This is a genomic window from Lentihominibacter sp. (assembly GCF_046951855.1).
Lineage (GTDB): Bacteria > Bacillota > Clostridia > Peptostreptococcales > Anaerovoracaceae > Lentihominibacter > Lentihominibacter hominis.
Window position 1 is genome coordinate 44,326 of sequence record NZ_JBKTXS010000015.1, and the last position, 6,616, is coordinate 50,941.

The 6,616-nt window shown below is 41.0% G+C and carries 6 protein-coding genes; 3 read left to right on the forward strand and 3 right to left on the reverse strand.

All coding sequences use genetic code 11. The features are described from left to right. Positions 1-114 precede the first annotated feature (114 nt). From ACLR96_RS05725 to ACLR96_RS05735, 3 genes are all read right to left on the reverse strand, one after another. Positions 115-2,430 carry a M28 family metallopeptidase gene (locus ACLR96_RS05725; protein WP_177270862.1) on the reverse strand — a complete coding sequence of 772 codons (2,316 nt, stop codon included), beginning with the start codon at positions 2,428-2,430 and terminating at the stop codon, positions 115-117. An 85-nt stretch (positions 2,431-2,515) separates the two neighbouring features. Continuing rightward, entirely contained in the window at positions 2,516-3,496 is a 981-nt protein-coding gene (locus ACLR96_RS05730) for a helix-turn-helix domain-containing protein (protein WP_177270863.1), read from the reverse strand. Further along, positions 3,496-4,134 carry a CvpA family protein gene (locus ACLR96_RS05735; protein WP_177270864.1) on the reverse strand — a complete coding sequence of 213 codons (639 nt, stop codon included), beginning with the start codon at positions 4,132-4,134 and terminating at the stop codon, positions 3,496-3,498. The genes ACLR96_RS05730 and ACLR96_RS05735 overlap by 1 nt, the downstream gene beginning before the upstream one ends. A 59-nt stretch (positions 4,135-4,193) precedes the next feature. On the opposite strand from ACLR96_RS05735, the gene ACLR96_RS05740 reads away from it, so the two are divergent. The 3 genes from ACLR96_RS05740 to ACLR96_RS05750 all read left to right on the forward strand — a co-directional run bounded on the left by ACLR96_RS05740 (position 4,194) and on the right by ACLR96_RS05750 (position 6,574). Beyond that, entirely contained in the window at positions 4,194-5,090 is an 897-nt protein-coding gene (locus ACLR96_RS05740) for a hypothetical protein (RefSeq protein WP_177270865.1), read from the forward strand. Positions 5,091-5,198: 108 nt separating this feature from the next. After that, entirely contained in the window at positions 5,199-5,651 is a 453-nt protein-coding gene (gene tadA, locus ACLR96_RS05745; RefSeq protein ID WP_177270866.1) for a tRNA adenosine(34) deaminase TadA, read from the forward strand. Then, a complete protein-coding gene (locus tag ACLR96_RS05750) occupies positions 5,651-6,574 on the forward strand; it encodes an Ig-like domain-containing protein (protein WP_177270867.1) in 924 nt (307 codons plus the stop codon). Before tadA ends, ACLR96_RS05750 begins: the two co-directional genes overlap by 1 nt. The last annotated feature ends 42 nt before the right edge of the window (positions 6,575-6,616 follow it).

The window sequence follows — 6,616 nt, forward strand, 5'->3', positions numbered from 1 at the left end:
CAAAAAAAGCAATGATCTACTGATATTTTGTTTTGTATACATTTATATCATCCCCTTCTCACTAAAAAAGAGGCTTTCCAAATATCCCGGAAAGCCTCAAGCTTCAATATTTTATTACTTTAAAATTTCTGTCACCTTATTCATACCGGCAACTTCTTTTTCAACAAATCCTACAAGCGCCTCCTTCATCTTTTCAGCCGCTGCCTCATAACCTGCAACAGAAGCACTGTAATCAGCCGTACCTTCTCCATAAAGCTGAGTCATCACGTTCTGTGTTGCATCGTATGTATCGATGAGTCTCGCAGACTTTCCATATCCCCATGTATCTGTTACAACATCGCAGTTTACAGATTCCAAAAGCTTATCATAAGAATACTTGCTGTATCCGAATGCAGTAAATTCTGTTCCTCCTCCAAGGCTCGCTATTGAAGCTAATGTACTGTCATCACCCTCATCGGTGACCTCCCCGGATTTAAGATCAGAGATAACTTTGTCATATCCCTCCAAAGTTGCCTGCGCAGTCATATGAAGCGTCATGTTAGTATCTGATCCAATCATGCCCATTAGTTCGTCTTCCATAGCCCTGAAAGCTTTCAGAGTAATTTTATTGAGCTGTGTTCCTTTAGCTGTAATATCTGAAAGTTCATCAGCACTTGCTTCATTTTTATAAGCTTCCTGATATTCTGCGTTGATATCCTGAGCTTTCTTAAGCTGAGCTTCGCCTGCAAGCCTTAATTGCTCAAGATTCTCTTTGTACTGTTCTATGAGTCCCTGCTGATCTTCAGTCAGGTATGCTTCTGTCCCTTCAATCTGTTCGCTCAGCATATCACATCTTGATGTTATATCAAGCTCAAGAGCCGGATTTGTATCAAGATATTCTGCCATACCGCCATAAAAAGCAATATTATACTCCATGAGTTCAGAAGAATATGTACTCATATCATCATACACTGTATGATATCTGTCCATCATCCAGTTTTTGCTGCTGCTTACTTCTCCCTCTACAGGCTCATCAAAATCAGGACTGTTGATTATAGCCGGAACCCCGTTTCGCTGATATGAGATACAATCACTCATCCCCATATTATGATCATTGGAAACAGTTACACCATCTTTATAATATGAAGAATTAAGCATATCCTCTTCAATAAACCCGTCCACAGCTGTATTTAATTCAAAACTTGTCTGAACAGTTCCTTCTGTCTGTCCGGATTCTATTGCCGGCATTTCAAAATTGATTAGGGCAAGAGTCGTTCCCTGCCATTCAGGATGTTTTTTAGTTATCTGCTGCCATGAACCTATCGCCCAGTCATCTGCCGCTCCCGATAGGCCCCACTCTTCAGCTGCATGAGCTACAAAATAAATATCATTTTTAGGCTCATATCCCGAATCAATCATTGCCTTAGCTATTCCGGCCGTTAAAGCCACAGCTGTACAGTCATCATTAACCCCGCCATGATACTTATCATAATGACCGCTGATAATTATCTGCTGCCCTGTGTTCTCCGTTCCCGGGAGTTTTCCTACCACATTATAGGCTTCCGTATCCGGCATTACGTCACAAGTCAGTTTAAAGTCAACGTCACCGAGAGTATCAGTCTTTTCTTTTTCCATCATCCCAAGTATCTTGCCTGCATCTTTAGGGGAGATACTGCCGCACGGGATCAGATCTTCTGCACATATATCCTGGACATTAATAGTATCACACGCGTCCTCATTATCTATGAGGTCATACATTCCATATCCCTGCTGATCTTCTTCATACTGATATGTAACGATAGCTGCTGCGCCATGATAAAAAGCTTCCGTATACGGCTGGTCTATCCAGTTCTCCGTCCACTGATTCACTGCTGCCAGCACAATCTTGCCTTCTGCATCTATCCCTTCATACTCTTCCTGAGTACCTGTACCGACATTTACTATCTCCATGGAAGACCAGTCCTTATCTATTGCAATTTTTCGGTCGCCTGTCTCTGCCTGACTCATATCTCTGATAGATACCGGATTCGCTTCCCCTTTAGTATTATGACTTCCTGTAGCCTGATAGGAAACCATATCGTCTATCTTGATGTCCCCTACAGTCATATAACTTTCACCGGTCTGCCATCCGTCAACAATAACTTCATCACGAGTCACATCAGAAAGACCTATCTTCTCAAACTCTTCCGCCAAATACTCTGATGCGGCAATCTCCGCCTCACTTCCTCCGCCTCTGTAATTGGTGTCCACATCGTTAAGCGCTTTATCATAAGCCAAGGTTTCTGTCATCTCCTTAGCATATCCTTCATCTACAGCTTTCTCAAGAGCTGCGATGTCATCAGATACCGCACTGTCAGAGCTGGCGCCACATCCTGTAAAAGACACCACGCTCAACACCACCAAGGTCGCAGTAACAGCGACCATGCCTTTTCCAAGCAATGTTTTTTTCATTATACACTCCTTCCGATTAAATTGAATTTTCAGATTAATCACAATTTAATCGTACAAAGAGTAAAAATCAATAGTCCACTATGGACTATTTTTCATTATCTATAAACATTATAAGGTCTGTTCTCGTTGAAATATCAAGTTTTTCAAATATATTATGCATATGGTTTTTCACAGTATATTTAGAAATACAAAGCTTCTGTGCAATCTCGGGATTAGTCATTTTATTGTAAGCCAACTCCATAACTTCACGCTCTCTTTCAGTTAGAAAATGTGTTTCAGCAATATAATCCAACCGTATATTTAGACAATCAGATTCATCATTAACATCCTCAGAAGCCTTAAACAAGGCAGAAAAATCTTCACTTAATATCAAAAGTATAGTCATTATGTTTATAATTAATATAAACAGTGATGTCGGATCAAAAACAGTTTGCATCATATATCCCAGATTCCCTGTAAGCATGGATATCACAAGAAACCCGTTCCACATTCCGTTAATGGTAAGCAGCGCCGAAATCCATATTATATAACGTCTGCATTTTTTCTGTATTATTTCAGGAAGAGTGAGTTTGAGATTAAAAAGATTCACCGTGGTAAGAATAATACTTATAGCTGCTTCAATAACAATAGCTCCCACACGCTCTATCTGCGTATCTGCGCTGTAATAATCACTCATAAGAAAGCCATATCCCGCTATAGCCAAAGCAGCACACACCACTATAAAAGCAAAAGACAGCTTTTCTGCCCGCATTGTCTTTTCACTGCCGGGCATACTCTTTTCTCTCAGATAAGCAGCCCAAAAATATACCTGCCCTATAAAAAGTCCAATGTCTGCAATTCTCAGAAATGCATTACTTCCATATCTGCCGTTCACAATCATATCGTAATCAAAATAAAAGTAAAGAAAATCTATCAATGCTGTGCAGACTGTAAAATTTCGTATAGCTCCAAGAAGAATCTTGTTTCCGGATGACCAATATTTTATCAGCAGCACTGCCAGAATAACCGCCAGTACTCCTGCAAAGCCGGCAAAGATATACATGAAAAAGAAGAAATCGTCAAACATTAAGAAAAAACTCCTCCCGTTATAACCAATAGGAAGTTATTATCATACAAAGGTCCTGCTATCACCGACTCTTTGAGATTTTCAACTATCGACTGGGCCATTCCCTCAGAAGCCAGTCCGGTGACAGGAATCAGCAGTGCCATAAAAATGAAAACCATAAGAAAACCCTCAAAAAAACCTACCATCAGCCCCATGAGCTTGTCCGTCGCACTTAAAATCGACGGATCCCTGCGCCTTGCTGCAGGCTTTATGAAAAATCTGACCAATAATTTTACAGCAAAGACAATCAGCAGAAAACTTATCACTGATATAACCACATTGGTAATCATCTCTGAGAAGATATCAACCGCCCCCGATGTGGCCGTTTTCAGCCCCCCGCTTATTATATCAGGAAGCCCCTCATGAATAGTGTCCGAAAAAGACATCGAACTTCTGATTTTCCCTGAAACCCCGTCAGATATCATATCTCCTGCAAAACCATCCCGCATGGCTCTCGATACAGGACCTGTAAGAAAAAACGCCGCAACTACAGCTCCTATCCAGCTGAAAGTACGCAGCAGCATATATATGAAACCTCTGAACAATCCCACTGACATCGGTACTATTAAAATTATTATTATTATAATGTCTAAAATCATAGCCTCTCCCCTCTTTTCATATATTACTAAAAAAACTATGAATAAACAAGGAGGACACAATGGATTTCACAAATATCACCAGAAAACCAATTATGCTGAAAGAGGAGAATAAACGATTCTCTTTTGATCAGGATAAAGAAATGCGAGGATATATCAAATTACAGACCGATGGAGATAAAGGCCTTATCGTTGTTACAGTAGATAATGTGAAGTTTTTCCCAAGAGGAGAATACTCATATAAACTCATTTTCACGGGTGTAAAAAAAGAAAAACGCCATTATCATATGATAGGCAACATATCACTATCAGCTTACGGCACGGGAGAAGGCAGCTTCCGTATAAATCTCAACGATCTGGACGGACAGGGCATGGCTCTTTGGGATTTCTCCACCGCTATTGTTGCGGCAATGTCCATGGTCAATTCCCGCGAAGCGCTCCACCCTGTCCTCAGCGGCGATCTTACGCTTTCAAAAGAAGAAACTTCCGCAAAAAACACCACACCTAAGGACTACAGCCCTTTTTACAATAAATTTGTTCTCGAAAACTGTATAGAGATCGCAAAAAAACAAGATAGTTTTGCCGACATAATTCCTTTCGATCAAGATATGACAAAGGCGACATGGAAAAAAATCACTGATTGCAGTCTTTTCCCTATGATATCTCCCGGATCAAACGCTCCCATGACAAAATACGGACACTTTCTGTACGGATGGCAGGATACCCATTACTTTCTCGGCATTCCCGGAAGATTCTTCCCGGAAGAACAGCCTGACGGAGGGAAATCCGGTTTCGTATTCTGGCAGCCTATACTTGGAATGGAAGCAGAAGCCCACGATGAAACTCTGTCTGTAGACGAACGAAGAAAGAAGATATATGGCTACTGGATTGCAGCCATAAACAGGTATAACGGTCACATAGAGGAACTCCCTATTTCCGCAGAAAACTCAAGTAAATAGTATCCTTTCATGTCCTCCCCATTGCCTTGCCCTAATAAAAGACAAACCAAAATATCCTTGATAGACAGGCCAAAATATGATACCATTGTAAGGTATATGAGAAAGTATATGCTTGAAGCTCTTGAGGAAGCAAAAAAAGCTGCCGATATGGGAGAAGTTCCCGTCGGTGCAGTAATAGTACGAGACGGTGAGATCATAGGCAGAGGTCACAACGAGACCGAAACAAGAAAGGATCCCACCGCACATGCAGAAATGGCAGCCATACGGCAGGCCGCCGAGCATTTACAGGGATGGCGTCTCATCGGTTGCACTATGTTCGTAACGGCAGAACCCTGCAGCATGTGTGCCGGAGCCATAGTATGGTCCCGAATCGAAAAACTTTACATAGGAACCATGGACCCAAAATCAGGCGCCTGCGGTTCAGTGTTCAATATTCCTCAGGAACGCAGACTCAATCATTTTACCGAAATAGAAACAGGTCTTATGCAGGAAGAATGCTCCGGCATAATGAAAGACTTTTTTAAACAATTAAGAAAAAGGAAAGCGGAGGAAAAACAGTAATGAAAAGAATAGGAGCTTTGATCTGCCTAATGATTATAACGATGGCTATGCTGGCCCCTGCAAGTTTTGCAGCAGGCGAGTCGGATACCGCCTCAGAAAAAGCAGGCTTTACCATCAAGTCATCGACTCCCGAAGACGGAGCCAAAGGTGTTTCTGTAGAGAATCTCAGTGTCAAGATCTATTTTAGCAAGGAAATGCTTCCCGAATCCAAAGACGTGAGAAAGGCCAACGCCAAGGAATTTAAACTTACAGACAAAAACGGCGACGCTATTCCTATCAAAGTTTATTACAGTCATAAAGAAGAAGGGCTTATGATGATAGTTTCGGATGTTATAGACTCAGATGTTACTATCGCCGGAAATACAAAGTATAAGCTTACTATAGGCGACGGCCTCCAGTCTACAGACGGCACCAGACTGGGAACCAAAGAAACCATTGAATTTAAAACGCTTGATCAATCCAAATCCACTACAGTATATACAATAATGATGGTAGTGATGATTGTCGGAATGATATTCTTTACCAGCAGAAGCGCAAAAAAAGCAGCCGAAAAAGAAAATGAACAGAAAAACAAAAAAGAAACCGTAAATCCATATAAAGAAGCCAAAAGAACAGGTAAATCTGTAGAAGAAATCGTGGAAAAAGACCAGAAGAAAAAGGCAAAACAAGCTGAAGCACTCGCTAAACAAAAAGCAAAAGAAGCCGAGCTTGATGCAGAATTTGAAGCTAAAGAAGCAAAAAAAGCAGCTAAAAGAAAAGCAGCTTCAACTAAAAAAGTTTCCGCGCCAAGGCCTATATCTGAAGCCGGAAGCCAATATAAAGTAAAAGTTATTAAGGCTCAGGAACAAAAGGGCAAAAAGAGCGCCACAAATCCTAAAAACCAGACAGGAAAACAAAAGAATTCCAAAAACAAGAAAAAATAACATAAGAAAATAGGTGAGCCAAAAGCTCACCTATTTTTTCAC